This is a genomic window from Nocardioides zhouii, assembly GCF_004137345.1.
Lineage (GTDB): Bacteria > Actinomycetota > Actinomycetes > Propionibacteriales > Nocardioidaceae > Nocardioides > Nocardioides zhouii.
Genome location: NZ_SDWV01000009.1, coordinates 164830 through 190645 on the forward strand (window position 1 = coordinate 164830; position 25816 = coordinate 190645).

The 25816-nt window shown below is 71.9% G+C and carries 23 protein-coding genes and 1 pseudogene; 15 read left to right on the top strand and 9 right to left on the bottom strand.

The window, feature by feature from the left end:
- The first annotated feature begins 2 nt into the window (after window positions 1-2).
- Window positions 3-980 carry an NADPH:quinone oxidoreductase family protein gene (locus EUA94_RS11015; RefSeq protein ID WP_129426919.1) on the top strand — a complete coding sequence of 326 codons (978 nt, stop codon included), beginning with the start codon at window positions 3-5 and terminating at the stop codon, window positions 978-980.
- A gap of 3 nt (window positions 981-983) precedes the next feature.
- On the opposite strand, the gene EUA94_RS11020 is transcribed toward EUA94_RS11015, so the two are convergent.
- A complete protein-coding gene (locus EUA94_RS11020) occupies window positions 984-2381 on the bottom strand; it encodes a hypothetical protein (protein ID WP_129426920.1) in 1398 nt (465 codons plus the stop codon).
- Window positions 2382-2424: 43 nt separating this feature from the next.
- On the bottom strand, window positions 2425-3906 hold the full coding sequence (locus EUA94_RS11025) for a hypothetical protein (RefSeq protein WP_129426921.1): 1482 nt from the start codon (window positions 3904-3906) through the stop codon (window positions 2425-2427).
- Between the two features lie 166 nt (window positions 3907-4072).
- On the opposite strand from EUA94_RS11025, the gene EUA94_RS11030 reads away from it, so the two are divergent.
- Together EUA94_RS11030 and EUA94_RS11035 are read left to right on the top strand one after the other, a co-directional pair.
- Window positions 4073-6016, top strand: coding sequence for a M13 family metallopeptidase (locus EUA94_RS11030; protein WP_129426922.1), 1944 nt, complete (start codon window positions 4073-4075; stop codon window positions 6014-6016).
- Between the two features lie 115 nt (window positions 6017-6131).
- Window positions 6132-7172 carry a hypothetical protein gene (locus EUA94_RS11035; RefSeq protein WP_129426923.1) on the top strand — a complete coding sequence of 347 codons (1041 nt, stop codon included), beginning with the start codon at window positions 6132-6134 and terminating at the stop codon, window positions 7170-7172.
- A 65-nt stretch (window positions 7173-7237) separates the two neighbouring features.
- Here EUA94_RS11035 and EUA94_RS22930 read toward each other — a convergent pair whose 3' ends face one another.
- On the bottom strand, window positions 7238-7822 hold the full coding sequence (locus EUA94_RS22930; protein ID WP_165356858.1) for a collagen-like protein: 585 nt from the start codon (window positions 7820-7822) through the stop codon (window positions 7238-7240).
- 169 nt (window positions 7823-7991) lie between these two features.
- Between EUA94_RS22930 and EUA94_RS11045 the strand changes: the two genes are divergently transcribed.
- The 5 genes and pseudogenes from EUA94_RS11045 to EUA94_RS11060 all read left to right on the top strand — a co-directional run bounded on the left by EUA94_RS11045 (window position 7992) and on the right by EUA94_RS11060 (window position 11399).
- Window positions 7992-8801, top strand: a complete 810-nt coding sequence (locus EUA94_RS11045) for a 2-phosphosulfolactate phosphatase (protein ID WP_242494800.1) — start codon at window positions 7992-7994, stop codon at window positions 8799-8801.
- Window positions 8802-8900: 99 nt separating this feature from the next.
- Window positions 8901-9338 (top strand): annotated as a pseudogene (locus EUA94_RS22670) (GDSL-type esterase/lipase family protein); the annotation flags it as partial.
- Window positions 9339-9391: 53 nt separating this feature from the next.
- Complete coding sequence (locus tag EUA94_RS22675; protein WP_242494808.1) at window positions 9392-9901, top strand: SGNH/GDSL hydrolase family protein; 510 nt, start codon at window positions 9392-9394, stop codon at window positions 9899-9901.
- A 47-nt stretch (window positions 9902-9948) separates the two neighbouring features.
- Window positions 9949-10902 (top strand): hypothetical protein, encoded by a 954-nt coding sequence (locus EUA94_RS11055; protein ID WP_129426925.1) that lies wholly within the window; start codon window positions 9949-9951, stop codon window positions 10900-10902.
- On the top strand, window positions 10899-11399 hold the full coding sequence (locus EUA94_RS11060; protein ID WP_129426926.1) for a SigE family RNA polymerase sigma factor: 501 nt from the start codon (window positions 10899-10901) through the stop codon (window positions 11397-11399). The genes EUA94_RS11055 and EUA94_RS11060 overlap by 4 nt, the downstream gene beginning before the upstream one ends.
- A 4-nt stretch (window positions 11400-11403) precedes the next feature.
- Here the strand turns inward: EUA94_RS11060 and EUA94_RS11065 are convergent, their stop codons facing one another.
- Together EUA94_RS11065 and EUA94_RS11070 are read right to left on the bottom strand one after the other, a co-directional pair.
- Complete coding sequence (locus EUA94_RS11065; protein ID WP_129426927.1) at window positions 11404-11934, bottom strand: hypothetical protein; 531 nt, start codon at window positions 11932-11934, stop codon at window positions 11404-11406.
- Entirely contained in the window at window positions 11915-12478 is a 564-nt protein-coding gene (locus tag EUA94_RS11070) for a hypothetical protein (protein ID WP_129426928.1), read from the bottom strand. Before EUA94_RS11070 ends, EUA94_RS11065 begins: the two co-directional genes overlap by 20 nt.
- 63 nt (window positions 12479-12541) lie before the next feature.
- On the opposite strand from EUA94_RS11070, the gene EUA94_RS11075 reads away from it, so the two are divergent.
- From EUA94_RS11075 to EUA94_RS11090, 4 genes are read left to right on the top strand one after another with little or no spacing between them, the layout of a single operon-like run.
- Window positions 12542-12922, top strand: coding sequence for a YbaB/EbfC family nucleoid-associated protein (locus EUA94_RS11075; protein ID WP_129426929.1), 381 nt, complete (start codon window positions 12542-12544; stop codon window positions 12920-12922).
- Window positions 12919-13233, top strand: coding sequence for a type VII secretion target (locus EUA94_RS11080; RefSeq protein ID WP_129426930.1), 315 nt, complete (start codon window positions 12919-12921; stop codon window positions 13231-13233). The genes EUA94_RS11075 and EUA94_RS11080 overlap by 4 nt, the downstream gene beginning before the upstream one ends.
- Window positions 13230-14087, top strand: a complete 858-nt coding sequence (locus EUA94_RS11085; protein WP_129426931.1) for a hypothetical protein — start codon at window positions 13230-13232, stop codon at window positions 14085-14087. Before EUA94_RS11080 ends, EUA94_RS11085 begins: the two co-directional genes overlap by 4 nt.
- Window positions 14088-14129: 42 nt before the next feature.
- Window positions 14130-16271, top strand: coding sequence for a RecQ family ATP-dependent DNA helicase (locus EUA94_RS11090; protein ID WP_129426932.1), 2142 nt, complete (start codon window positions 14130-14132; stop codon window positions 16269-16271).
- Window positions 16272-16282: 11 nt separating this feature from the next.
- Here EUA94_RS11090 and EUA94_RS11095 read toward each other — a convergent pair whose 3' ends face one another.
- From EUA94_RS11095 to EUA94_RS11110, 4 genes are all read right to left on the bottom strand, one after another.
- Complete coding sequence (locus EUA94_RS11095) at window positions 16283-17500, bottom strand: RNA polymerase sigma factor (RefSeq protein ID WP_129426933.1); 1218 nt, start codon at window positions 17498-17500, stop codon at window positions 16283-16285.
- A 25-nt stretch (window positions 17501-17525) separates the two neighbouring features.
- On the bottom strand, window positions 17526-17891 hold the full coding sequence (locus EUA94_RS11100; RefSeq protein ID WP_129426934.1) for a YciI family protein: 366 nt from the start codon (window positions 17889-17891) through the stop codon (window positions 17526-17528).
- A 124-nt stretch (window positions 17892-18015) separates the two neighbouring features.
- Window positions 18016-19590, bottom strand: coding sequence for a DHA2 family efflux MFS transporter permease subunit (locus EUA94_RS11105; RefSeq protein ID WP_340640857.1), 1575 nt, complete (start codon window positions 19588-19590; stop codon window positions 18016-18018).
- A 69-nt stretch (window positions 19591-19659) separates the two neighbouring features.
- Window positions 19660-20838: a dipeptidase gene (locus tag EUA94_RS11110; protein WP_129426935.1), complete on the bottom strand. Its 1179-nt coding sequence runs from the start codon at window positions 20836-20838 to the stop codon at window positions 19660-19662.
- Between the two features lie 92 nt (window positions 20839-20930).
- Here EUA94_RS11110 and EUA94_RS11115 point away from each other — a divergent pair, with 92 nt between their 5' ends.
- From EUA94_RS11115 to EUA94_RS11125, 3 genes are all read left to right on the top strand, one after another.
- Window positions 20931-23639: a DEAD/DEAH box helicase gene (locus EUA94_RS11115; protein WP_129426936.1), complete on the top strand. Its 2709-nt coding sequence runs from the start codon at window positions 20931-20933 to the stop codon at window positions 23637-23639.
- Window positions 23636-24343 carry an SWIM zinc finger family protein gene (locus tag EUA94_RS11120; protein WP_242494801.1) on the top strand — a complete coding sequence of 236 codons (708 nt, stop codon included), beginning with the start codon at window positions 23636-23638 and terminating at the stop codon, window positions 24341-24343. Before EUA94_RS11115 ends, EUA94_RS11120 begins: the two co-directional genes overlap by 4 nt.
- 261 nt (window positions 24344-24604) lie before the next feature.
- Entirely contained in the window at window positions 24605-25594 is a 990-nt protein-coding gene (locus EUA94_RS11125; protein ID WP_242494807.1) for a methyltransferase, read from the top strand.
- The last annotated feature ends 222 nt before the right edge of the window (window positions 25595-25816 follow it).

The following is a 25816-nucleotide window of genomic DNA, read 5'->3' on the forward strand; positions in this document are numbered from 1 at the left end:
GGATGAAGGCAGTCCAGGTCGTCACGCCCACCGGTCCCGCCGACGTCGTGGTGCGTGAGGTGGATGCCCCCACGCCCGGCCCGCACGACGTCCTCGTGGAGGTGCACAGCGTCGGCGTCTCGTTCCCCGATCTGCTGCTCAGCCGCGGGGAGTACCAGTTCAAGCCCGAGCCGCCGTTCACCCTCGGCGTCGACTTCGCCGGTGTGGTCCTCGACCCCGGCGCGGCGGAGTCGAGCGGGTTCCAGGTCGGCCAGCGGGTCGCGGGGGTCAACCTCCACGGCGGCGCCGCCGAGCAGGTCGCCAACCCGGTGATCTTCACCTTCCCGCTGCCCGACGAGGTGTCGTACGACGAGGGCGCGGCGCTGCCGATGAACTACCTCACCGTCCTCTTCGCGCTCGAGGAGCGTGGCGGCCTCCGCGACCGCGAGACGGTGCTCGTGCACGGGGCGGCGGGAGGCGTCGGCACCGCCACCTTGCAGGTCGCCAAGGGCCTCGGCGCCCGTACGATCGCGGTAGTCAGCACCCAGGAGAAGGCCGACTTCGCCCGGGCCGCGGGGGCCGACGAGGTCGTGATCGGGCCGGACTTCCGCGACGCCGTCAAGGAGCTGACCGGCGGCAAGGGCGTCGACGTGGTGCTCGACGTCGTGGGCGGGGACGCCTTCACCGACTCGCTGCGCTGCCTCGCCGAGAAGGGCCGCGTGCTGGTCGTCGGCTTCGCCGCCGGCCAGGGCATCCCCCAGGTCAAGGTCAACCGGCTGCTGCTCGGAAACACCGACGTCCGCGGCGTCGGCTGGGGCGCGTACGCCATGACCCGGCCGGGCTACATGCAGAAGCAGTGGCACCGCCTCGCCCCGATGATCGAGGCGGGCGTCATCAAGCCGCCGATCGGCGCGACCTACGACCTCGCCGACTTCGGTGCGGCGCTCGTCGACTTGGCCGAGCGCCGCACCCTTGGCAAGTCAGTCGTGCGGATGCGCTGACCCTCAGCGCCGTACGGTCAGCCTGACCGTTGCCTCGTCGTACCCCGTCTTCGTGGCCCGTGCCGCTACCCGACCGGGTCGCCTCGCGGCGAACCGGATCGTGCACCGGCCCGCACCGTTGGTGGTGCACCGCTCCCCGCCGGCGCGCACCCGGGCCCGGGCGACGCCGCCGTCGACGTCGGTGACCGTGAAGACCACCGTCTGCGCACGGCCGCTCGCCCACCGCCGCGGGGTGGCCTTGAGCACCAGCTGTGCGGCGACCGAGCGGGCGTTGAGCTGGATCGGGTCGCCGTTGTCGTTGCCGATCATCAGCATCTCGGCCCGCAGCGCCGTCGAAGCGGACACCGAGACCCCGAAGCTGTTGACCATGTCGGGCAGCAGCGTCGGTCGCCGGTCGACGTTCCAGCCGCGTGCCGCGACGCGGGAGGCCCGCGGCGCGTAGCCGATCGGGCCGACCGCGGCCACCCACAGGTGACCGTCGGGCAGCACGGCCAGCTCGGGCGCGCTCGCCCCGCCCATGCCGCGGACCCGGTGGACCTGGTTGGCCAGCACGTCCCAGAGCACGACCTCGTCGTCGAGCATGTACGCCGCCACCGGACCGACGCCCGGCCGGTTGACCACGGCCATCGGCTGACCGGGGTTGGTGAAGCCGCCGGGCGCGCGGATCGCGGCGCCGAGCGAGGGCCAGACCTGACGGGCGTAGACCCCGTCGCCGCGGATGCTCTGGTAGAGCACGTAGACCGCGGACCCGGTGCTGATCAGCGCAGCCGCGCCGGCGTCGTGGTCGGTGAACTCGGAGTTGGTCGTGGTCGGCTCCGCCGCCTCGGAGATGGTGCCGACGTGCCAGTGGAAGCCACCGGTGTCGCCGAAACCGCCGAGGATGCTGCCGTCGGGCAGGTTGACGAACGTGCTCCCGCCGCCGCTGGCGTCGGTCACGGCGAGCACCTCGCGCGGCACCGCCCACGTGGCGCCGCCGTCGGTCGAGACCGCGGAGTAGACGCCGCGGTAGGTGAAGAAGTTGGAGCTGTCGCCGTCCGGAGTGCCCCTGAAGGACATCCGCAGCACGCCCGCGGCGTCGGCCTCGAGGTCGACGGGCGTGCTCAGCTGGCCCCACGTCGTCGGCAGGACCCGGGTCACCGCGCCCTGCCGGCCGTTGGCGTCGATGGTCGTGTGGAAGTAGTTGGCGCCGCCCGGCTCGTCCACGATCCACACGACGTGCTGGAGGCCGTCCGCCGCACGGACCGCGCTGGCCTGGGCGAAGTTGGGCGTGGAGGCCGGCGCGAGCGAGGTCCACGCGCGGCTCGTCACGCGCGGGTCTGCGCCGCGTGCGCTGCCGGGCGGTGCCGCCAGCGCGGCGGTCACCGCGACCGTGAGGAGGACCGTGGCGGACCTCGTGAACAACCCTGTGGTGGATCTCGGTGCAGCGCGCATGGTCGTGAGCTCCCTACTTCTTGACCTTGACGACGTCCTTGCCGGCGCCGTAGCCACCCTCGGTGGCGACGAAGGCGAGGTTCCCGGCCTTCTTCGGGGTGACCGACAGCGAGCAGGTGCCGTTGGCCTTGGTCGTGCAGGAGTCGCCGCCGCCGCTGACCTTCACGCCCTGGAGCGCGGTCCCGGCGTCGGTGACCTTGACCTTCACCGATCCCGACACCCGGGCCCGGAGGCGCCCGGACGCGGTGAGCGTGAGTCCGGGCTTGACCGTCCGGAGCGAGATCCGCCGGGCGGTCGAGTCGTTGACCAGCACCGTGCCCTGGTCGAGCGAGGCGTCGACGGCGATGCTCCAGATCGCGGACGACCGCGCCGGGCTGCCGAGGTCCTGGACGGCGCCGAGGCCGAAGCCGGTGGGTGCGGTCCGCAGGGCGTACGCCGTGTTGCCGTCGGTCGACCAGGCGAGCCACATCCGGCCCGTGGCGCCGGTGTCGAGGGCGATCAGGTCGGCCCCCTTGCTCCCCGGGACCTTGACGACCTTGCTCGTGCCGACCTGCCAGAGGCCGATCGCGGTGGTGGTCGGGTAGCCGAGCTTGTACGCCAGCACCACGCCGCCGCCGGGCCGGGCGACCATCGCGATCGCCTGGTCGCTGCTGAGCGAGTCGCCGCCGACGCTGGACCCCGGTGCCTTGACGACGGCGCCGACGCTCGGGTGGACCTGCTGGACGAACACGCCGCTGGTCGCCTCGCTGCCGCCGTTGGCGTACCAGGCCATCCAGACCGAGTCGCCGGAGTTGACCAGCTGGGTGTCGTACAGGCAGCACGCCGGGCTGGTGTAGACGCCGTCGTCGGGCGCCGCGGACACGGTGCCCTGGTCGGTCGTGGCGATGTCGCCGACCCGGTAGGAGATCGACGAGTTGAGGGTCCCGGCCGTCACCGGGGTGCCGTTGGAGAGGGTGGTCGCGCCGAGGCCGTAGCCGGAGTAGACGGCGCCGAACTTCGTCAGCGCGTGAGGCTGGAGGCCCCACGCTGCGCCGGAGATGTCGCTCGTCGTGTCGTAGGCGTAGCCGTGGGAGTAGAAGTTCCCCGTGTCGGTGTCCTGGAGGCCGCTGAACACCAGGCGCAGGCCGCCGGTCTGCGAGCGCAGCAGCTCGGGGTTGTGGACGAGGGCACCCCAGGTGCCGACCGGCTTGCTGCGCGCGACGACCGTCCCCGCGGTGGAGATGGCGGCGTGCTCGTACTCGTCGGAGGTCCCGACGTCCTGCACGTAGACCGCGTGGAGCACGCCGTCCGCCGTCCGGGCGAGGGTGATCTCCGAGAGCGTGTCGACGGCACCGGAGGAGACCTGCTTCCAGCCGCCCGCCAGCCGCTGTTGCGTCGGCGCGGGCCGGTCGACGGCGCCCCCTTCCGCGGCGCCGGCGACGGTGGTCGGAGCCAGCGCGGCGACGGCGAGCCCGCCCGCCGCGAGCAGGGTGAGTAAGCGAGCGCGTACGAACATGGGATCCCCCCGGGACAGATGCAGTTCGGACCTCCAGACTCACGCACCCGAAAGGCCACGTCAGTGGTGCCAGCACGTGGTCTGGACCGGTCTGGACCGCTGCCACGTCGAACCCCAGGGATGTGTGCGGAATCCGCGGTAGGTGCCCGGGGTTAGGGTCGGGCGCGTGACAATCCTCGACGCTGCCCGCGAGGGCATGAACCCCGACATCCGTCCCCAGGACGACCTCTTCGGCCACGTCAACGGACGCTGGCTCGACGACACCGAGATCCCGCAGGACAAGTCGAGCTGGGGCGCGTTCATCGCGCTGGCCGACGCCGCGGAGCAGCAGGTGCGCGACATCATCACCGACCTCGCCGACCGCCCGCGCGACGAGCTCGACGAGGACGAGCGCAAGGTGGGCGACCTCTACGCGTCGTTCATGGACACCGACACCATCGAGGCCAAGGGCCTGCAGCCCGTCCAGGGGCTGCTCGACCGGGCGCGTGCGGTGGGCGACCTCACCGACCTCGCGGCCTTCCTCGGCGTCTTCGAGCGGATCGGCGGCCCCGGCCTCTTCGGCTCCTACATCACCCCCGACCGCGGCGACGCGTCGAAGAACATCGTCTACCTCGCCCAGGGCGGCCTCGGCCTGCCCGACGAGTCCTACTACCGCGACGACAAGTTCGCCGAGATCCGCGAGAAGTACGTCGCCTACCTCACCACCCTGCTCACGCTGAGCAAGCACGACGACCCGGCCGGCGCCGCCGCCCGCGTGCTGGCGTACGAGACCCGGGTGGCCGAGGGCCACTGGGAGGCCGCCGAGACGCGCGACGTCCAGAAGACCACCAACCACAAGACCCTCGACGAGCTCCGCGAGCTGTGCCCGGCCTTCGACTGGGTCACGTACGTCACCGGCCTCGGCGGCACCGAGGAGACGCTGCGCACCACGATCGTGATGCAGCCCGACTTCTTCTCGCACCTCTCCACGGTGCTCGAGGAGACGCCGCTGGACACGTGGCGCGACGTGCTGCACCTGCGCATCATCCGCAGCTCGGCTCCCTACCTGCCCGACGAGTTCGTCCAGGCCAACTTCGACTTCTACGGCCGCACCCTCAACGGCACCCCCGAGCTGCGCGCCCGCTGGAAGCGCGGCGTCGACTTCGTCGAGGGCTCGATCGGCGAGGCGGTCGGCAAGGTCTACGTCTCGCGCCACTTCCCGCCGACGTCGAAGGCGATGATGGACGACCTCGTCGCCAACCTCGTCACGGCCTACCGCCGCTCGATCGAGACGCTCGACTGGATGGGCGAGGACACCAAGCAGAAGGCGTACGACAAGCTCGACCGCTTCTACCCGAAGATCGGCTACCCGCAGGAGTTCCGCGACTACTCCGCGCTCACGATCTCGGCCGACGACCTGATGGCCAACGTCAACGCCGCGTCGGCCTTCGAGACCGACCGGCAGCTCGAGAAGGTGGGGCAGCCGGTCGACCGCGACGAGTGGCTGATGCTGCCGCAGACCGTCAACGCCTACTACCACCCGGGCACCAACGAGATCTGCTTTCCGGCCGCGATCCTGCAGCCGCCGTTCTTCAGCCCCGACGCTGAGGAGGCGGAGAACTACGGCGGCATCGGCGCGGTCATCGGCCACGAGCTCGGGCACGGCTTCGACGACCAGGGCGCGCAGTACGACGGCGACGGCAACCTCCACGACTGGTGGACCGCCGCCGACAAGACCGCCTTCGAGGCCAAGTCGCAGGCGCTCGTCAAGCAGTACGACGAGTTCGAGCCGCGCACCCTGCCCGGCGAGCACGTCAACGGCAGCCTCACCGTCGGCGAGAACATCGGCGACCTCGGCGGCCTCACCATCGCCCACAAGGCGTACGTCATCAGTCGTGACGGTGACGCCTCGCTCGACGAGCGCCGCACCCTGTTCCTCAACTGGGCGCACGTGTGGCGCACCAAGCGCCGCAAGGAGCAGGAGCTCCAGTACCTCACCATCGACCCGCACAGCCCGGCCGAGTTCCGCGCCAACATCGTGCGCAACCTCGACGAGTTCCACGAGGTCTTCGGCACCGAGCCCGGCGACGGACTCTGGCTCGAGCCCGAGGGTCGCGTCCGGATCTGGTAACTCGTTACCGGACAGTCGTGTCCTGATCGGCGTCGCTGGCGACACGACTGTCCGGTAACGGCGGACCTGTGGAGAGTGCCAGCAGGCGTACGCCGATCTGGTGCACGCTGCGACCGTGGCCAGGCACCGATGGGATCCCGTCGCGCCTCGGGTCTCCGTGGTGCATCCGCGGCGACTCGAGGACGGTCTGACGCCCGGTCAGGCCCGGGGTCCGCGGTGGGTCCGGACGGGCTCCGGGCTCTTCGTCCCGAGCGAGGTCAATCGCACCCTGACCCAGCAGCGCATCGTGGAGTGGGCCGCCCGGATGCCGCCGTACGCCGCCCTGACCGGATGGGCCGCCTGCCTCCTCCACGGGGCCGCCTTCCTCGACGGTCGTGACGTGGACGGCACGACCGAGCTGCCGGTCGGCATCGTGGTCGGGCACCGCGGTTCGATGCGCCGCGCCGCTGCGATCGCCGTCTCCTTCGAGGCGCTGCACGAGTGGGAGGTCGTCACGCGCTACGGCGTGCGGACTGTGGTCCCGGAGCGAGCCGTGTTCGACGAGATGCGGCGCCACGACGAACGGGAGGCGCTCGTCGTGCTCGAGTCGGCGCTGGCGGGCCGGATCACGTCGCTGCCTCGTGTCGCCGCCCTTGCCCGTGCTCGTCGCAGCGCGCGCAGGGACGGGGTGGTCGGGTGGGCACTGGCGCGGGCACGCGGACGCGTCCGCTCGCCGATGGAGGTCCGGGCGCGTACGGTCGCCGAGGAGGACGCGGGCTGGCCGCGTCTGCTCGTCAACCGGGTGGTGCTCGCCTCGGACGGCACACGCATCGGCGAGGTGGACCTCATCGACGAAGAGGCGGAGGCGGCCATCGAGGTCGACGGCGCCGACCACCGCGGTGCTGAGCGGCAGGCGTGGGACATCACCAAGGAGGAGGCCCTTCGGCAGGTCGGGTTCGAGGTGGCCCGGGTGACGGGACGCCAGGCGATGAAGCCGAGCACACTGGCGCCCCGGCTGGTCGCCGTACGGGCGCGGGCGCTGGAACGCCCTTCGAGCGTCAGGCGCTGGCGCTTGGCCCCGGTCGAGGATGATCTCGAGGCATGGCTGGCGGACCGCGAGGAGGCGACGGCGTACTACGAGAACCTTCCAGACCCCCGCGGACTCACTGCCGGCTGATCGTTACCGGACAGTCGTGTCGCGACCAGCGTTGCTGACGACACGACTGTCCGGTAACGCGGCGATCAGCTCGGGACGGTCGCGCAGACCACGTCCAGCGTGAGCGTCTGCGCAGTGCCGAGCAGGTTGTAGCCGGAGGCACTGAAGGCGGTCGGGCTGGTCCGGGTGACCTGGCTGAACAGGCTCGCGAGCAGGTTGGCCGGTGCCGAGGCGTACGACGACGTCGCGGAGATCGCCTGCTTGCCGGCCGGGCACGCGCCCGCGACGGAACCGGTGCCGAGGATCCCCGGGATGGGCACGGTCTGCGTGATGACCTCCAGGCCGCTGAGGCCCGGCAGGCCGGGCAGGCCCTGGAGGCCCTGGAGGCCCTGGAGGCCCTGGAGTCCGGGCAGGCCCGACGAGCCGGCGGCGCCCGCCGGTCCGACCGGTCCGGCCGGTCCGGCGGGACCGCGCGCGCCGGCGGGGCCGGTCGCGCCCTTGAGCTTGGTCTTCGCCTTGGTCGAGAGGTCCTTGACCTTGAGGCTGCGGTTCTTGATGTCGCTGCTCGTGACCGAGCCGTCCTTGATCTGCTTGCCCGTGATCAGCAGTGAGGCGGTGGCACCCGTTCCGGCGGCGAGCATGAGGGCGAGTGCGGCGACGACGATGGTCATGGCCGTCCGGGGTGTTCCCTTCACAATGACTCCTGTGGGCATGGTGTGGATGTTCGTTGGATGTCGAGAGTAGGTCGCGGGTCGGGTCCCGCACCGGCTTTTCGCCGAATCCGCACCCGCCGCCCGCGCGCAGTTCCCGATCCCTCCGGGCGGGTTGTTGAATGAGTCCGTGACACTGCCCGGCCACGACCAGTCCGCCTCCCGGATCCGCATGGAGTGGGGGCCGACGGGCGCGACGGCCGTGCCGGCCGACTACGCCGTCGTGGTCGACGTGCTCTCGTTCACCACCACCCTGAGCGTCGCGATCGAGCGCGGCATCGAGGTCTTCCCGTTCCGCTGGCGCGACTCGCGGGCCGCCGAGCACGCGATGCGCCACGGCGCGACGCTGGCGGTCGGTCGTTTCGAGGCGCTCTCGCGCGGCGACGCCCGGCACGTCTCGCTCTCGCCCGCCAGCCTGTCGGAGGTCGAGGGCATCGAACGGCTGGTGCTGCCGTCTCCCAACGGCTCGACCATCTCCTTCGCGCTCGCCGACTCCGGGGCGCAGGTCGTCGGCGCCTGCCTGCGCAACGCCGGCGCCGTCGCTCGATGGCTCGCGCCCAGGGTCGCCGAGGGTGCCAGCGTCGTGGTCGTACCTGGCGGCGAGCGGTGGTACGACGACACGCTCCGCCCGGCGGTCGAAGACCTGTGGGGCGCGGGCGCCGTCCTCGCCGGCCTCATCGACGACGACGCGGCACTCGAGGGGAGCGCGAGCCCCGAGGCCCGGATGGCCGTTGCGGCCTGGCGCGCGGCACGCCTGCCGGACGACCTCCTGCACTGCGCGAGTGGCGTCGAGCTGACCGAGGTGGGCTTCGTCGCCGACGTCGAGATCGCCGCACAGCACGACGTCAGCGAGGTCGTGCCGCTGCTGGTGGACGAGTCCTTCCGCGACGCGAGCGTGCTGCGACCGGCCGCGCCACGGCTGCGCCGCGTCGACCCCTGAGGCGACGAGACCGACCGATCGGTCTGGTGACGGGACCCCGGTTGTCCCTACTGTGAGCGTGGCCACACTCGGGTGGCCACACTCTCGGAGGACTCACAGATGACTCGTACGTCTCGCTTCGCGCTGCTCGGCACGGCCCTCGCCGGCCTGATCGCCCCGCTCCTCGTTCAGCCCGCGCAGGCCGCTGCGCCGGCGTACGTCGCGCTCGGCGACTCCTACGCGTCCGGCACCGGCACCCGGTCGTACATCGCCGACGGCACCAGCTGCCAGCGCTCCACCGCGGCCTACCCCAGCCTGATCGCCGCGGCCCGCGGCTACGCGCTCAACTTCCGCGCGTGCTCGGGCGCCACGGTCGCCGACGTCACCAACACCCAGCTCTCGGCGCTGACCACCGCGACCAACTACGTCTCGATCTCGGTCGGCGGCAACGACGCGGGCTTCGCCGACGTGCTGACCGAGTGCGCCCAGCCCGGCTGGATGAGCAACTGCGACGGCGCGATCAACACCGCCCAGTCCTTCATCAACGCGACCCTCCCCTCGCGGCTGGGCACCCTCTACTCCGGCATCCGCAGCCGCGCGCCAGGGTGGTCGTGGTCGGCTACCCGCGGATCTTCATGGGCGAGGACTGCAACGCCTTCACCTGGTTCTCGCCGGCCGAGGAGGCGCGCCTCAACCAGACCGCCGACCTGCTCAACAGCCGCCTCGCCTCGGCGGCGTCGGCTGCCGGCTTCTCCTTCGCCAACCCGACGAACAGCTTCCTCGGGCACGCGGTCTGCGACGCCGACGAGTGGATCAACGGCCTCTCGAACCCGATCAGCGAGAGCTACCACCCCAAGGCCAACGGTCACGCCGGCGGCTACACGCCGACCGTGAGCCCGCTGCTCACCGGTGCCGCCGTCGCGGTCACGGCGCAGGTCGCCGCCGACTCGGCCGCGAGCGCCGACAGCCAGGCCGCGCTCCAGCAGCAGTACGCCGACGCCGACCGCACGATCGAGCCGGAGGTCTTCGTCACCCCCGACTTGACCACGCCGCAGGCGCGTCGCGCGGCACGCCGGGCGGGCGTCGACATCGACCGCTTCGTGGAGAACAGCAGGCGTTGACGGGCGCAGCGTGACAACCTCCGGGGATGCTGGGACGTCGAGGGGACATGAGTCCTGAGACCGACCTGCTGACCCGGCTCGACCGCGAGCTCGACGCCCTGCCCGCCGTCCCGGCGACGACGTACCTCCTCGAGGGACGGCGGGCACGTCGCCGGCGCCGGGTCGCGGCCGCGGTGACGGCGCCGGCTGCTGCGGCCGCCGCGCTGGCCCTCGTGGCCGCGCTCGGCCAGGGCGGTGCGGGGGACGAGGCGCAGCTCGCGCAGGAGCCGACCTCCGTCCCCGAGCTCACCAACACGCCGACGATCGACTACTCGGCCGACCCGGACTTCGTCGCCCCGCTGCCCAACAACCCCCTGGAGGCGCAGGACGGTCTCGACGGCATCGACTGGTTCACCACCGACGCGATCCCGTCCTGGGCGCAGGAGTACGGCAACCACGGGCCGGTCGCGATGTCCCCCGAGGGCCGGCTCTGGGTGGCGCCCGATGCCGCGGTGCGCCGCGTCATCGTCGATCCGTTCACCTACGGGGAAGCGGGCACGGCGAGGTCGTACGCGGTCGAGGCGACGTGCGCCTGCGCCCCGGAGCAGATGACCGACGGCATCGTGTGGGTCTGGCTGTCTGCGGACGGTTCGGGCGTGATGGACATCCCGGGGCGGTGGACCGACGACTTCGAGCTGTGGGTCGACGACGCGACGGCCAGTCAGCAGGGCCGCCCGTCGTTCGCCGAGCGGCTCGTGCAGTTCGCCGACGACACCACCAGCGAGGTCAGGTCCGGCTCGCCCGACGTCCGCATCGTGCGCAGCGAGCTCGACCCGGAGCTCGGGCCCGACTGGGTCCAGCACCGCCGCGCCGCAGCCGTCGAGGTCGTGTCCGGGGGCCAGACCTGGTACGCCGTCGCCGTCGACCCCGGGGACGGTGGGCCGTGGTCGCAGGCCTACCGGGCCGATGTCGCCCCCGACTTCGAGGGCTTCCTCGACCTCATCGCGCAGGGCTACCTGTGAGGGCCTACGACGACGACTTCGTCGAGTTCGTCGAGGCCCGGCAGGCCACGCTGCGCCGGATCGCGTATGCCGTGTGTCGCGACGACGCCCGCGCCGAGGACGTGCTGCAGGAGGCGCTGGTCAAGCTCTACCTGGCCTGGTCGCGGGTGGGCGGCTCGGGCCGCGAGGAGGCGTACGCCCGGCGCATCATCGTGAACGCCGACCTCGACCAGCGCCGTCGCCCGTGGCACCGGCGCCGCTCGTCGGTGCCGGTCGAGCTGCTCGACGTGCCTGCCCGCGGTGGCGCGACGACCGAGGACCGGCTCGAGCTGCTCGCCGAGCTCCGCCGCCTGCCGGCCATGCAGCGGCGGACCGTGGTGCTCCGCTACTGGCTGGGCTTCTCGGTCGAGGCGACCGCCCACGAGCTGTCGATCAGCGAGGGCACGGTCAAGAGCCACGCGTCCCGCGGGCTCGCCACGCTGCGCGCGCGGCTGGGCGAGGAGGTCGGGGCAGGCTGACGGGTCAGTCCAGGTCGCCCCACGTCGTGGAGAGCTCGGGCCGGTCGCGCACGACCGGTTCGAGCCGGTCGAGGAGCGGCTGGAGGCTGGTGACCCGCGCCGTCGTCACCTCGACCGCCACGCGATCACCTGTGGGCGTACGACCCGTGAGCCGGACGTAGTCGTCCGACCAGCCGGGCGTGAGCGGGCCGAGGCTGCCCTTCTGCCCCACCTCGACGGAGGTGAGGTCGGCGAAGTCGAGGCCGGTCCGGACGTCCCCGAGCCGGGTGGTCTCGATGCGGGTGTCGGACACGCGTACGCCACTGGTGCCGGCGTCGGCGGCCAGGGCCAGCGGTGCGCCGACGAGGAGCAGCGTGCATCCCACGGCGGTCAGCAGGGCGAGGCCGCGGCGGTCCCGAGCCGTCCGCCAGGCGCGCCACGTACGCCACGTGGGCCAGGCGCACAGGGCCGCGACCACCAGGGATCCCACGACGAGCGCCAGGCGCGGCTCGAGCGCGACCCAGGCGCTGGAGTGCTCAGCCGCGCTGGGTCCCACGGCCCGGCCCCAGGTCGTGGACGTACTCCTCGAAGAGCGTGCGGTGGACGTCGTGCGGCAGCAGGTCCGGTCGCCGCGCCACCGCGGGCGCGAGGGCGAGGAGCAGCGGGTCGATGCTCTCGACGGTCTGGGCGGACACCTTGAGCCCGCGTCGCTTGCCGTCGCTCGTACGACCGAGGAGGGTCACCGACTTGTTCCAGAACTCGGGAGTGGCCGCACCCGCCGAACCGTCGACGCCCGGACGGATCTCGATCAGGTCGTCGAAGGCGAAGGTGCGCACCTCCCGCTCCCCCCGGCGTAGGACGACGCGGTCGGGGTGGACGACGATCGTGCGGCCGTGGGTCCACCACACGGCCCACAGCGGCAGCACGACCATCACCAGCGCGACCCCCACCGTGGAGAGCAGCCGCTGCGGTCCGCCAGCGGCCCAGACGGCCGGCGTGAGGGCGATCCCGATCACGAGCACCCCGAGCGCGAGGTTGCGCAGGAGCGGGCGGGGAGTCAGGACGGTGGTCGGCTGTGACGCGCCGGAAGGGCTCTCCATGTTTGCCCACCCTAGGGCGGGGAAGATGCACGAGGCACCACGACATCCCAGGAGGACGACCAGATGAGCACACGGCTCGATGCCTACCTGGCTGCGATGAACGAGTCGTTCGACGCAGCCGAGGCCCGAATCGACCAGGCTGAGGCCCTGGCCTCGACCACGGCGCAGATGCGGGTCCAGGGCGAGTCGACCGACCGCCTCGTCACCGTGACCGTCGACGGCAACGGCCAGATGGTCGACCTGCACCTCGACGACCAGTTCACCCGCCTCGACGCCGGACAGCTGGCGCACGGCGTCCTCGAGGCGCACGCGCAGGCCAAGCGCCGACTGAGCTTCGAGGTCGAGCAGGCCGCCCGCGAGATCTACGGCGGCGACGTGGCCGCGGCGGCGGCGATCACCGGCTCCTACCGGAGCACCTTCGGCTACGAGGAGTACGCGCGATGACTCTCGACGTCTCCCTCTCCGCGATGCGGAGCCACGCCGGCAAGGTCGACACCCTCAAGGGACAGGCCGACAAGGCCGTGCAGGCCGCCGACTCCGTGTCCTTCCGGCCCGACACCTTCGGCAAGATCGGCGCGGCGCTGGTCTACCCCCTGATCGCGCCGCTCGAGGTCGCGGGCGTCGGCGCCACCCGCGCCGCCAGCGGCTCGCTGGCCGCCACCGCCACCGGCATGCGCGCCGCGGCCGACCTGTTCCAGCTGGTCGACGAGACCGTCGCCGAGCTCAACGAAGCGTTCCAGAAGGCCCTGTCATGAACGACCTCATCGCCCAGGTCGACCGCAACCCGGGCTTCAACGACATGACCGACGGCCTCAAGATGATCGACGGCGCCGCCGACTCCGCCGAGGCCTTCGGTCGCGGCGACTGGATCGAGGGCTCGGTCAACGGGCTGAGCGCCGGCCTCGACATGGTCGGCGCGGCGATCGACCCGATCGGAACGATCGGCTCGATGTTCGCCGGATGGCTGATCTCCCACATCGGCCCCGTCCAGGACGCCCTCGACGAGCTGCTCGGCGACCCCGCGACTATCGAGTCCTTCGCCCAGACCTGGCAGAACTGCGCCACCCACCTCGGCGGGCTCGCCGACGACTACCGCGGGGCCGTCGCCGGCGACCTGGCCGGGCTGCGTGGGGTCACCATGGACGCCTACCGTGAGTTCGCCGAGGTCGAGGAGTCGCTCGTCCGCGGGATGGGCAACGTCTGCACCGGCGTCGGCGCGGGCGTGGCACTCGGCGGCACCGTGCTGGCCGGGGTCCGCGAGTTCATCGTCCAGATCATGTCGGACGCCATCGGCCAGATCATCAAGCTGCTCGGGGAGGCCGCGGCCACCCTCGGCATCATGGCTCCCCATGCGCTCACGACCGCGGCCAACAAGGCGCGCCAGCTGATCCAGCGCACCCGCGAGCTGATGACCGACCTGGCGAGGTCGCTCGACCGGTTCGCCGACCTGGTCTCCGACATCTCGCCGGCCCTGGAGACGGCGTCGAGCGCGCTGGCCAAGGCCTCGCGCTACGCCTCCCAGATGAACGAGACCGAGCTGACCGCCCTCACCCAGCTGATCAAGTCCGCGTCGCAGGTCGACAACTACCGCGACCCACAGCCTGCCTAGCCAGTGGCGCGTGCCGTCGGTGGCGGTTGGTAGACAGGAGCCATGACAACCACCACGGCCGTCCCGGACGACGTACGACGCTCCGCGCGCGAGGCGGCCGAGCGGCACCTCACGGCCCTGGTGGGACGCGACGACGCGGTGCTCCGCGAGGACCAGTGGGCGGCCATCGAGGCGCTCGCCGTCGACGCGCGGCGCGCCCTGGTCGTGCAGCGCACCGGGTGGGGCAAGTCGGCCGTCTACTTCGTCGCCACCAAGCTGCTGCGGGAGGCCGGGGCGGGGCCGACCGTCATCGTGAGTCCGCTGCTCGCGCTGATGCGCAACCAGATCGCGGCCGCCGAGCGTGCCGGCATCCGCGCGGTCACGATCAACTCCACCAACATCGACCAGTGGCAGCCGATCCAGGACCAGATCCAGTCCGGTGAGGTCGACGTCCTGCTGGTGAGCCCCGAGCGGCTCAACAACCCCGGCTTCCGCGACGAGGTGCTGCCGCGCCTGGCCGCGACGTGCGGGCTGCTCGTGGTCGACGAGGCGCACTGCATCTCGGACTGGGGCCACGACTTCCGTCCCGACTACCGCCGCCTCCGCACGCTCCTCGCCGAGCTGCCGGCCGGCATCCCCGTGCTGGCGACGACGGCCACCGCCAACGCCCGGGTCACCGACGACGTCGCCGAGCAGCTCGGGGTCCACGCCGACGGGGCCGACGATGCCGGCGTCCTCGTCCAGCGCGGCACCCTCGACCGCGAGTCGCTGCGCCTCGGCGTCGTGAACCTGAGGACCCCGCAGCAGCGGCTGGCCTGGCTGGCTGACCACATGGCCGAGCAGCCGGGGTCGGGCATCGTCTACTGCCTCACCGTCGCCGCGACCCAGGAGGTCGCGGGCTACCTCCGGGACCGGGGCCTCGAGGTCGCGGCCTACTCCGGCCAGACCGATCCCGACGAGCGGCACGCGCTGGAGCAGGCACTCGTCGACGGCCGGGTGAAGGCCCTGATCGCCACCAGCGCGCTCGGCATGGGCTTCGACGCCAGCCTCGGCTTCGTGATCAACCTCGGCGCGCCGCAGTCGCCCGTCGCCTACTACCAGCAGGTCGGCCGCGCCGGGCGCGGCACCGACGAGGCGACCGTCGTGCTGCTGCCGCAGATCGAGGACCGCGACATCTGGGCCTACTTCGCCTCGCTCGGGTTCCCCCGCGAGGAGCAGGTGCGCGAGACCCTGGCCGCGCTCGCCGGGTCCGAGCGGCCGATGTCGACCGCGACCCTCGAGACGCGGGTCGAGCTCGGCCGCAACCGGCTCGAGTCGATGCTCAAGGTGCTCGACGTCGACGGCGCCGTCCAGCGCGTGCAGGGCGGCTGGGTCGCGACCGGACGGTCGTGGGACTACGACGCCGAGCGCTATGCCCGGGTGTCCGAGGCGCGCGAGCGCGAGCAGCAGGCGATGCTCGAGTACCTCCGCACCGACCAGTGCCGGATGCGGTTCCTGCGCGAACAGCTCGACGACCCCGAAGCCGCCGACTGCGGCCGCTGCGACAACTGCGGCGGGCTGTCGCTGTCCACCGACGTCAGCGAGGCCGCGGTGGCCGAGGCCGGCGAGCGGCTCTCCCGCCCCGGCGTGGTCGTCGAGCCGCGCAAGATGTGGCCGACCGCGCTGACCAACCTCGGCCTCGACCTCAAGGGCAAGATCGCCGAGGGTGCGGAGACGGGCCGGGCGGTCGCGCGGCTCACCGACCTCGGCCACGGCCAGGCGCTGCGCGCGCTCTTCCGCGAGGACACCCCCGACGGACCGGTGCCGCCCGCGCTCGCGCAGGCCGTGATGGACGTGATGAAGGACTGGGCGCCGGAGTGGTCGTCGCGTCCCGACGCCATCGTCGTCGTCGAGTCCGCGACCCGGCCCACCCTGACCCGCGACCTGGCCGACGGCCTCGCCCGCGTCATGCAGCTGCCGGTCGTCGGCACGTGGGCGATCCGCGACTCGTCCGTCCCGCCGCGGGCCGGCCAGACCAACTCCGCGCAGCGCGTCGCTGCCGTACGCCGCCGGGGCGGCCTCGCCGCCGAGGTGCCGCCGGGCGCAACGGTGCTGCTCGTCGACGACCAGGTCGCCACCGGCTGGACCCTCACGGTCGCGGCCGCCGCGATCCGCGAGGCCGGCGCGAGCGCGGTGCTCCCGCTGGTGCTGGCCACGCAGGGCTGAGCCCGGCGCCCTCAGGTCCCGTCGTCCAGCGGGCGGCGGTGGAGCCGGGTGGTCAGCAGCCTGCGCTCGGCGTCGTTGGTCGTCAGCTCGAGCGCCCGACGGTTGGCGTGTGCGGCCTCGTCGTCGCGGCCGAGGTCGCTCAGCAGCTGCGCCCGCGTGGCGTGGAAGAGGTGGTAGCCGGCCAGCGGCTCGGCCAGCGACTCGAGCCCGGCGAGGGCGTCCGCAGCACCGACGACCTGCGCGCGGGCCACCACCTGGTTGAGCCGGACGACCGGGGAGGGGTCGAACCGCGCCAGCTCGTCGTACAGGAGCGCGATCTGCAGCCAGTCCGTCTCCTCCCAGCTCGAGCCCGTCGCGTGGACGGCGGCGATCGCGGCCTGGAGCTGGTAGGGACCGGGACGTCGCAGCGACGCGGCCCGCTCGATGAGCCGCTCGCCGTCGGCGATGGCGTCCACATCCCACAGGGTGCGGTCCTGGTCACGCAGGAGGATCAGGTCGCCGTCGGAGAACCGGGCGCGGCTGCGCGCGTGCTGGATGGTGAGGAGCGCGGCCAGCCCCCACGCCTCCGCCTCACCGGGCAGCGCGGTCGCGACCACGTCCGCGAGCCAGACCGCGTCGGCGGCGAGGTCGCGGTCCTGGGTGGCGCCGGTGGAGGACACGAACCCCTCGTTGAACATCACGTAGACGACCGCCAGCACGTCGCCCAGCCGCTCGGACAGGTCCGCCTCGGCGGGCACGGTGAGGGCGATGTGGGCCGCGACGATCTTGCGCTTGGCGCGGACGATGCGCTGGGCCAGCGTGCTCTCGTGGACGAGGAAGGCCCGCGCGATCTGCGGCGTGGTCAGGCCGACGACCGCACGCAGGGTCAGCGCCAACCGCGCGTCGGGGGCGAGCGCCGGGTGGCAGCACGCGAAGAGCAGGGCGAGCCGGTCGTCGGTGCCGCCGCGCTCGTCGTCGACGGGCGGTGCGACAGCCCGTACGGCGAGCGCACGCTGCCGGTCGCGCAGGCGCAGCCCGTCCATCGCGTTGCGGTCGGCGGCGACCTGGAGCCAGGCACCGGGTCGCTGGGGCGGCCCGTCGCGACGCCACGAGGACAGCGCCTCGACCACCGCGCCCTGGACGGCCTCCTCGGCCAGGTCGAAGTCGCCGAAGCGCCGGGAGAGCCGGGCCACCAGCGGCCCGGCCTCCGCGCGCAGTGTCTGCGCGAGGAGGTCGTCCGGGCTGGTCATGTGCAGGTTGTCCGGCTTCTCGTCATCAGGCCATGTGGGAGTAGTCCTCGACCATCGGCCGGATCTCGACCGCGATCCCGGGCATCTCGAGCAGCGGCCAGGTCTTCACGACGGCGATGGCGGCGTCCATGTCGGCCACGTCGATCACGCTGAACCCGCCGATCACTTCCTTGGCCTCGTTGAACGGGCCGTCGACGACGACCGCACCGTCGGACCCGTGGCGCACCGTCGTCGCGGTCTCGACGCCGAGCAGCTCGGCGCCCGAGTCGGCCATCACGCCAGCGTTCTCGCCGAACCACTCGTAGACCCGCTTGTAGACGAGCTGGGCGGCCTCGGGGTCGGCACCCGCGGCCAGGTCGGGGCGGGAGGTGTACATCAGGACGTACTTCATGGTGGTGCCTCTCGTGCTGCGACCCCGCCTGTCGGGGTCGATCATCACCTCGTCGCCGCCCGATGCCCGAAATCGACAGGCCGCAGAAGTATTTCTGCAGCCCATCATGCTCCCTGCGAGTCGGTCAGTGACCCATCATCGCGGCCGGGTCGACCGGCGCGACCTTGGTGCGCGGCAGGAAGGCGGCCGGGATCAGGCAGCAGCAGACCAGGATCGTCGCGACGATGAAGACCGTCGCGAACGAGTCGGCGAGTGCGACCTGACCGGACGCGGCCAGCGCGGTGAACTGGTCGAGCGGCAGCCCGAGCTGCTCCGCGATGGCGGCCAGGGCCGACTGGTCGCCCTGGGCCGAGCGCGACGCGAGGTAGGCGCCGGCGGTGTCGCTGCCCTTGATCTGGTTGGTGAGGATCACGGAGAAGAGCGCCGTGCCGATCGAGGCCGCGACCTGCTGGGTGATGTTGAGCAGCGTGGAGCCGCGGGCGACGTTGTGCGCCGTGAGGGTCGCGAGCGCCGCGGTCATGATCGGCATCATCGTGCCGCCCATGCCGAGGCCCATGACGAAGAGCGCACTCAGCATGTAGGTGTACGAGGTGTCGGCGCCGATCTGGGTGAACATCGCCATGCCGACGGTGATCACGGTGATGCCGGCGAGCACGATCTTGCCGGGGCCGATCCTGTCGGCCAGGATCCCGGCGATCGGCATCGTGATCATCGCGCCGACGCCCTGCGGGGCGAGCAGCAGGCCGGCGCCGAGGGCGTCCTCGCCGCGGACCTGAATGAAGTAGAGCGGGAAGAGGAGCGAGGCGCCGAAGAACGCGATCGCGAACAGCATCATCGCGATGATCGCCACGGTCATGTTGCGGTTCTTGAACAGCCGCAGCTCGACCAGCGGGTGGATGTTGCGCTTCGCCAGGGCCCACGGCACGAAGGCGACGATCAGCGCGACGCCCAGAACGGCCGGCAGCCAGACCTCGGCGGCGGTGACGGTGCCGTGCTCCGGGATGGAGCTGACGCCGTAGAGGAACGCGGCCAGACCGGGGGACAGCAGCACCATCCCGAGCCAGTCGAACGTCTCCGACGGCTCGACCTCGTCCGAGGGCAGCACGATCCAGGCGTAGACGATGGCGCCGATGCCGATCGGCAGGTTGATCAGGAAGATCCAGTGCCACGAGGCGCTGTCGATCAGGGCGCCGCCGAGGATCGGGCCGAAGATCGGGCCGAGCAGCATCGGGATGCCGAGCACGGCCATCACGCGACCGACGCGCTCCGGGCCGGCCGCGCGCGTCAGGATCGTCATGCCGAGCGGCATGAGCATGCCGCCGCCGAGGCCCTGGAGCACCCGGAACAGCACGAGCATCTCCAGCGAGGTGGCGGTCGCGCACAGCACGGAGCCGGCGGTGAAGAGCAGCACGGCCAGGAGGTAGAGGCGTTTGGTGCCGAAGCGGTCGGCGGCCCAGCCGGTGAGCGGGATGACGCTGGCGAGCGCGAGGGTGTAGCCGGTCATCGTCCACGCGACCTCGGCCGCGGTGGCGTCGAACTCGCGCTGGAAGGTCTCGAGCGCGACGGAGACGACGGTGATGTCGAGGATCGACATGATCGCGCCGAGGACGACCACGCCGGCCACCATCAGGACGCTCTTGTCGAGCTTGTCGGAGTGGTCCGGCTGCGTCTCGCCGGACTGGAGCTGGGTGTCGGTCACCGCTGGAGGATATTGGTTGCGTCCGACAACGACCCAATCCTTTTCGCCGTGGGCTGCGTCACCTCGGGACTACGTGGCGCGTACGCCGCCGAGGTCCTCGATCCGGGCCAGGCTCGGCCCGCGCCGAGCCTGGATCTCCCGGGCTGCGGACCCCACCTCGCGCATCACCCGCAGGGTGTTGCGACAGGTCAGCCGGGACAGGTCGTCGGCCGACCAGCCCCGGTCCGCGAGCGCGCCGAAGAGTGCCGGATAGGTGGAGACGTCCTCGAGCCCGACGGGCAGCGCCACGACGCCGTCGTAGTCGCCGCCGAGGCCGATGTGGTCGATCCCGGCGACCTCGCGTACGTGCTCGCAGTGCGCCACCACGTCGGCGAGGGTGGCCGTGGGGCTCGGGTGGTCAACGAGCCACTCGTCCTCGAAGGCTGCGAACCGGGGCCCGTCCGCCTCGGCGATGCCCTGCTCCGCCGCGGCGGCCACCGTCTCGCGGTGCGCGTCGGCGCACGCGGTGTTCACGAACTTCGGCACGAAGGTCACCATGCAGACCCCGCCGCCGCGCGCCGCCTGCTCGAGCACGTCGTCGGGCACGTTGCGCGGACTGTCGGTGACCGCACGTGCCGAGCTGTGGCTGAAGATCACCGGCGCCTCGCTGACCTCGAGCGCGGCGCGCATCGTGTCGGCCGAGACGTGCGACAGGTCGACCATCATCCCGACCCGGTTCATCTCCCGCACCACCTCGCGACCGAAGGCGGTCAGCCCGCCGGCGACCGGCCGGTCCGTCGCCGAGTCGGCCCAGGGCGTGTTGGCGTTGTGGGTCAGCGTCAGGTAGCGCACCCCGAGCTCGTGCAGCTGGCGCAGGGTGCCGAGCGAGCGGTTGATCGAGTGGCCGCCCTCCGCGCCCATGAGCGACGCCATGCGACCGGCGGCCCAGGCCTGCTCGATCTCGTCGGCCGTGGTCGCCCACGCCAGCTGGTCGGCGTACGTCGTGGTGAGGAGGCGGGCTGCGTCGACCTGCTCGAGGGTGGCGCTCACCGCGTCGTCGCCGGTCAGTCGGGTCGGCACGTAGACCGACCAGAACTGCGCGCCCATCCCGCCGGCCCGCATCCGCGGGAGGTCGGTGTGGGTGGGGGTGCCGCCGGCACCCACGTCGAGGCGGGTGAAGTCGTACGCCACTTGCGCCCGGGCCTCCCACAGCAGGTCGTTGTGGCCGTCGATCACGGGATGGTCCGCGAGCAGCTGGGTGAGGTCCATGGCGACCGACCGTAGCGGGTGGGGAACTCGGTGTCGGTCCCAGGCGTTAGCGTCCTGTCGACCACTGCGGTCGGACGGTCTGGAGGTCGTGCATGAGCTTTGTCCCGGTCACCGGCCCCGCCAGGTTGCTGGTGGGGGAGCCGCCCCGGGACGGCTCGATCGAGTTCACCGACGAGCGCCGCACGATCGTGATGCCGATCCGCGGCGCGCTGCCGGTGCTGGGCAAGGTGCGCGACCAGGCCGACCTCCACCCGTCGGTGGCCCTGCTGGCGGGCGCCGCGCTGATGGGCCTGCAGCTGGTGGCGTCGGGCCGGTTCGCGCCGGACCCGGACGGATGGCACTGGCAGGTCGCCGGCCTCGATCCGGCCGACGAGCGACGGATCACCGACCTGGCCCGCTCGCGCGCTGCCGACGGCTTCGACGAGGCCACGGCCGAGCACATGGTCCGCGGGCTGCTCGAGGCCGTCGTCGACACGATGCCGCGCACCACGCCCGGCCGGTCGCGCCACGGGTCGCGCCTGCCGCCCGGTCGCCCCGTGCCGCGACCGTCCAGCCCCGACGACTTCAGTGACCAGCTCCAGCAGCGCATCGCGCGGATCCGGTCGCGCGGTCGCGACGACCGCCCCCAGTTGGTGTCCATCTCGTTCCGGATCGAGGCCGACGAGGAGGAGCTGATCGCCGGGGCCGTACGCCTCGTGCTGCAGGTGCACGCGGTCGACAACGCCGGGCACATGGCCGACGCGTCCGAGCTGTGGGCCGACGCCGGGCCCGACGCGGCGCACGGGTTCGGCGAGCGCGCCCGCACGCACGCGGCGATCGCGCTGCGCTCGGCCGCCGACGCGTGGCCGGTGCTCGACCGGCTGCTCGACCTGCGGGTGCCCGACGAGATCGTCCTCGACTCCGACGAGATCCTGTCGCTGCTCGACGGGGGCGCCGCGGCGCTGACCGAGGCCGGGCACCCCGTGATGTGGCCGAAGTACCTCGACCGCGAGGTGACCCAGCGCGTCGAGCTCGGCCGGCAGCGGGCAAAGGGCACCCGCGACGAGCCGCTGCAGGACGGCCTCTTCGGACCGCAAGCGCTCTTCGGCTTCGAGTGGCAGCTCTCCCTGCACGGCGAGGAGCTCACCGACGACGAGATGGACGAGCTGTCCCGGGCCACCAGCCCGATCATCAAGCTGCGTGACAACTGGGTCGCCGTCGACTCCTCGGTGATCAAGCGCGCGCGCAAGCGGCTGATCCGGACGATCACCCCGGTGCAGGCGCTCGCGGTCACGCTGACCGGGGTGGTCGACGTCGAGGACGTCCCCTACGAGGCGATCGTCGGCGCCAGCCTGCTCAAGGTCCGCGACCGGCTCCGGGACGCCGCGACCGCGGAGCCGGTCGCCGTCCCCGCCGGGCTGCAGGCCGAGCTCCGCGACTACCAGCACCGCGGGCTCGGCTGGCTGGCCGAGCTCACCTCGCTCGGCCTCGGTGCCTGCCTCGCCGACGACATGGGCCTCGGCAAGACGATCACGCTGATCGCGCTGCACCTGCACCGCCAGGACCTCGACGGCGCCGGGGGACCGACCCTCGTGGTCTGCCCGGCATCCCTGCTCGGCAACTGGGAGGCCGAGATCCGCCGCTTCGCACCGGGCGTCGACGTACGCCGTCACCACGGCAGTGCCCGCGACCTCGACGGCGTGACCGGGGGTTTCGTGCTCACGACCTACGGCACGATGCGCAACGACGCCGCGATCCTTACGGAGGTGCCGTGGGACCTCGTCGTCGCCGACGAGGCGCAGCACATCAAGAACTCCCGCTCGTCCGCCGCGCGCGCCCTGCGCACCATCCCCAGCGCCGCGCGGGTCGCGCTCACCGGCACGCCGGTCGAGAACGACCTCACCGAGCTGTGGTCGATCCTCGACTGGGCGATCCCCGGGCTGCTCGGCAGCCGCAACGCCTTCCGCAAGGTGTGGGCCGCGCCGATCGAGTCGGGGCTCGAGCCCACCAAGGCCCGGCAGTTCGCCGACCTCATCGGCCCGTTCCTGCTGCGGCGGCGCAAGTCCGACCCGGGGATCGCGCCCGAGCTGCCGGCGAAGACCGAGACCGACCACATCCTCGGGCTGACGCGGGAGCAGGTCGTGCTCTACGAGACGCTCGTGCGCGAGTCGATGCGCCGCATCGAGGAGGCCGACGAGGAGACCCGCCGCGGCCTCGTGCTCAAGCTGCTGACCGGCCTCAAGCAGATCTGCAACCACCCGGCCCACTACCTGCGCCAGCCCAACCCCAAGCTGCGCGGCCGGTCGGAGAAGCTCGAGCTGCTCGACGAGCTCGTCGGCACGGTGATCGCCGAGGACGGCGCGGTCCTCGTCTTCACCCAGTACGTCGCGATGGCGGACCTGCTCGTACGCCACCTGGGCACGACCGGTGTCCCCCACCAGCTCCTGCACGGGGGCACCCCGGTGCGGGCGCGCGACGCGATGGTCACCCGGTTCCAGGCCGGCGAGGTCCCGGTCTTCCTGCTGTCCCTCAAGGCCGGCGGCACCGGCCTCAACCTCACCCGCGCCGACCACGTCATCCACTTCGACCGCTGGTGGAACCCGGCCGTCGAGGACCAGGCGACCGACCGCGCCTACCGGATCGGGCAGACCAAGCCGGTGCAGGTGCACCGCTTCGTCACCCAGGGCACGATCGAGGAGAAGATCGCCGAGCTGCTCACCCGCAAGCGCTCCATCGCCGACTCGGTCCTCGCCCGCGGCGAGACGGCCCTGACCGAGCTGTCCGACTCCGAGCTCCGCGACCTCGTCGAGCTCAGACGATGAACGGCACCGAGGCCCCCGGCACCACGCACCCGCGGCTGCCGGCCCGGCGGGGCGGAGGCACCGGCACGTGGTGGAGCAAGGCGGTGCTGCGTGCCGTCGAGGAGGCGGCGTTCAGCGCGGCCGACCTACGGACGGGCCGCGCGCTGGCCCGAGCCGGCGCGGTCGGCTCCATCACGGTGAGCGACGGTGGCGCGCTCGCCGCGGTCACTGACGGCCACGACGCGTACACGGTGGAGGTGACCGTGCCGGTGCTCGACACCCCGGACGCGGCGGCCTTCACCGAGCTGGTCGCCGCCGAGTCCGGCCGGGTCGCTGCGCTGCTCGCCGGCCAGTTGCCCCACGCCCTGGTTGAGGCGGTCGAGGAGGCCGGCGTCGAGCTGCTGCCGTACGGCGGTGAGCTGGGCTCGGCCTGCACCTGCCAGGCCTGGCTCGACCCGTGTCCCCACGCGCTGGCGGTGCTGACCCAGCTCGCGTGGCTGATCCAGGCCGACCCGTTCGTGCTCACCCACCTGCGCGGGCTATCCCGCGACCGGGTGCTGCGCGACCTGCACCGCATCACCCAGCCCGCTCCCGGTCAGGAGCGCACGACGGACGCCGGCGACGCCGACGAGGTCGACGACCTCGCTGTTGCTGAGGATGCGGCAGTCCGGGCGGCGCGGGTGGTGGATCTGCTGCTCGAGGGCGGGATGCCGGATGACTTCTGAGGTCGATGGGTATGCGTCGAACCGCCGCCAACGACCGTCTGAAGCCCTCGGAGAATCGGCGATGAGACCGAGCAATCTGCGGGTCCTCACCAGCCCCACGGAAGGGAAGCATCACGACCGACAGCACCGATCCTGTACATCATGCCGATGTGAGGCTGCTGGATGTGGTCCGGGGGCCACCCCTGTTCGTTATGTTTGCGGAACGCTAACCTGCGGACCAACGCTCGGGCGCCCACTCGACGACGAGGACGCGTGACGACCATGCCTGATCTGGACCCCTCCGAGCTGGTCGGGTCTCTTGCCGAGGGCTACGTGGGCTCTCGATGTCTGCACGTGGTCGCGAGCCTTGGCGTGGCAGACGTCATCGGTGATGAGCAGCGCAGCGTGGCCGAGATCGCCCGCGAACTCGGTGTCGATGCGTCGTCCTTGGGCAGAGTGGTCAGGCACCTGGCGTCCCTGGGAATCTTCGCGATGAGCGGAGACGACGTGTCGCACAACGAGGCGTCTCGGCTGTTGCGGCATGACCACCCAGAGGGTCTGCTCCCCCTGACCCGCCTTCTGGGAATGCCGATCATCTGGGACTCTTTCAAGAGCCTCGAGGAGGCGGTCAGGACGGGCCGACCCGGAACGAACTTCCACGACCCCAACGGCTTCTTCTCCTACCTCGACGCCCACCCAGAGGAGTCCGAGGTCTACGACCAGGGCATGACCGCCATGACCACCCGCCGGATCTCCAAGGTGGTGCCCTGCTACGACTTCTCCCAGTTCGACGTGATCGCCGACATCGGAGGTGGGCGCGGACATCTGCTGCGCGCCGTGCTCGACCAGACTCCGGGTGCACAAGGTGTGCTGTTCGACCGGGCTCAGGTCGCGAGCGAACTGGGAAGCCTAGATCGGATCTCGGTACAGGCCGGAAGCTTCTTCACCGATGCACTCCCAGCCGCAGACTGCTACATGCTCTCCAATGTCATCCACGACTGGTCCGACGCCGATGCCGTCGCCATCCTGACTGCAGTGCGCACAGCCGCCGCACCGACGTCGACCCTGCTCCTCTTCGAGTGGGTCATCCCCGACGATGCTGGACAGTTCGAGGCCAGCGACATCGATGTGTACATGCTGGCACTGGTTGGCGGTCGCGAACGCACACTCGACGAGTACACCCACCTGCTCGCGGCCAGTGGCTGGCGCATCCAGCGAACGGTCTCGACCCCAAGCCAGGACATCCTGGAAGCCGTCCCGACCAGCCCCTGAACGGACCCTGCACACGCCTTGAAGGGGCGTCAGGCCTGTAGACAAGACCAGGCAACGATCATCCGGTTCAGCGGCGATCGCACGTTCTCAGACCTGCCCCATTCCGCTGCCATTGCCCTACGGCACCACCCCGATCTAGGCCGGGGGGACTGTGGATTTAACGGTGTTTCCGGCCTGACGCGCTGACGAGTGTCAGCGGGGAAGGTGCCGTGATGACCACGA

Coding starts and splice junctions, on each gene's coding strand:
- EUA94_RS11055 (WP_129426925.1), top strand. CDS start 9,949: ATGAGTCCTGAGACCGACCTGCTGACCCGGCTCGACCGCGAGCTCGAC.
- EUA94_RS11025 (WP_129426921.1), bottom strand. CDS start 3,906: ATGTTCGTACGCGCTCGCTTACTCACCCTGCTCGCGGCGGGCGGGCTC.
- EUA94_RS11075 (WP_129426929.1), top strand. CDS start 12,542: ATGAGCACACGGCTCGATGCCTACCTGGCTGCGATGAACGAGTCGTTC.
- EUA94_RS11100 (WP_129426934.1), bottom strand. CDS start 17,891: ATGAAGTACGTCCTGATGTACACCTCCCGCCCCGACCTGGCCGCGGGT.
- EUA94_RS11095 (WP_129426933.1), bottom strand. CDS start 17,500: ATGACCAGCCCGGACGACCTCCTCGCGCAGACACTGCGCGCGGAGGCC.
- EUA94_RS11110 (WP_129426935.1), bottom strand. CDS start 20,838: ATGGACCTCACCCAGCTGCTCGCGGACCATCCCGTGATCGACGGCCAC.
- EUA94_RS22930 (WP_165356858.1), bottom strand. CDS start 7,822: ATGACCATCGTCGTCGCCGCACTCGCCCTCATGCTCGCCGCCGGAACG.
- EUA94_RS11125 (WP_242494807.1), top strand. CDS start 24,605: ATGCCTGATCTGGACCCCTCCGAGCTGGTCGGGTCTCTTGCCGAGGGC.
- EUA94_RS11015 (WP_129426919.1), top strand. CDS start 3: ATGAAGGCAGTCCAGGTCGTCACGCCCACCGGTCCCGCCGACGTCGTG.
- EUA94_RS11115 (WP_129426936.1), top strand. CDS start 20,931: ATGAGCTTTGTCCCGGTCACCGGCCCCGCCAGGTTGCTGGTGGGGGAG.
- EUA94_RS11090 (WP_129426932.1), top strand. CDS start 14,130: ATGACAACCACCACGGCCGTCCCGGACGACGTACGACGCTCCGCGCGC.
- EUA94_RS11085 (WP_129426931.1), top strand. CDS start 13,230: ATGAACGACCTCATCGCCCAGGTCGACCGCAACCCGGGCTTCAACGAC.
- EUA94_RS11120 (WP_242494801.1), top strand. CDS start 23,636: ATGAACGGCACCGAGGCCCCCGGCACCACGCACCCGCGGCTGCCGGCC.
- EUA94_RS11070 (WP_129426928.1), bottom strand. CDS start 12,478: ATGGAGAGCCCTTCCGGCGCGTCACAGCCGACCACCGTCCTGACTCCC.
- EUA94_RS11080 (WP_129426930.1), top strand. CDS start 12,919: ATGACTCTCGACGTCTCCCTCTCCGCGATGCGGAGCCACGCCGGCAAG.